The organism is Streptomyces sp. NPDC051907 (assembly GCF_040681075.1).
Classification (GTDB): Bacteria; Actinomycetota; Actinomycetes; order Streptomycetales; family Streptomycetaceae; genus Streptomyces.
Window position 1 is genome coordinate 1 of record NZ_JBFAYB010000250.1, and the last position, 1,145, is coordinate 1,145.

Annotated in this window: 1 protein-coding gene and 1 pseudogene; both read right to left on the reverse strand. The window is 36.9% G+C overall.

Features of this window, described 5'->3' with window-relative positions; all coding sequences use genetic code 11:
• Nucleotides 1-527: hypothetical protein (locus AB0M39_RS42170; protein ID WP_365374543.1), on the reverse strand; the 527-nt coding region annotated here is incomplete at its 3' end.
• 89 nt (nt 528-616) lie between these two features.
• Nucleotides 617-1,145 (reverse strand): annotated as a pseudogene (locus tag AB0M39_RS42175) (hypothetical protein); the annotation flags it as partial.

Genomic DNA, 1,145 nt, shown 5'->3' on the forward strand with positions numbered 1-1,145 from the left:
CCCGTTGCGCTTTTCTCTAAAATCGCAAAGCTTTGAGAGCTTTTCGTCAGTTCTTGAAGTGAAGTAGGTAAACCATCAACACCTTTTTTTAGTAATTCTGTTGACTTAGCAACATCATCAGTAGAATAGCCCATTTGAGCCATTACTTTCGGATAGTTTGTTAAAGTATCAAAACGACCAATCGCTGCACCAAGCGAGTCCGAAACCAAATTTACTGCCTTATTCATAATGGCAAAGGCACCAACTCCTTTTAGGATGTCTCCAGCAGATGAGCCGAGTTTTTGACTTTTGCCACTAGTTTCATCAAACGATTTGCCAAGCATCTCACTTTTTTCTTTCATGGTCAAAAACCGACCATTAGCAGCTCTCCATCGCCCATTTTTATCTTGAAATGCTCCATCATATTTTGTAGATAAACTTTCGATAGAACTTGCTGTAGAACTTGCTGTACTAGTAGCGCTTTTCATGGTTGAAGTGAAATTTTTATCAACAGCACTCAGAACCGCTTCTACACTATAAGATTCCATGTTTTTCCTCCTTTCTTACTTATTTGCTTTTTTCATGAGGTTAATTAGTTTTTTGTCCTTTTTAAAAGCACTGTCCGAAGTTTCGATTCCTAAAATATCATTTTCAAATTTTTCTTTATCAAAAAACTTCTTGAAGGTCGAATAAACTGGAACTTGCTTCTTACCTTGTTGCTTAGTTGATTGAACTTGCCAATTTGCCCATGCTTGTTGGTAAATAAATTAGGATTAACTGTTTCTGCCGCAGTCATTCCAATAAATTCCATAGAAGTAAAGGCAAACATAACCATTTGTAAGGCACCAACAAAGTTCCAAGCACCGTGTGGGAAGAGTTGAAAGCCATCAAAAATGTTGCTTAGTGAAGCAGAGTCATGAACGGTTTTTCCGCTTAAAACAGTGCTATAGTGAAAATTACCAGCTACTAAAATAATCGCAGTGACAATCATTCCAATGATTGCTGCTACTTTAATCATCGCAAACCAAAATTCAGTTTCACCAAAAAAGCGAGAATTTAAAGTATTAAGTCCAAAAAGAAGAGCTAGCATGACAATTTCAATCAACCAAAGTGGAACCTGAGGAAGCCAAAATTGAATATAAGTTCCGATTGCTGTCAATTCAGAG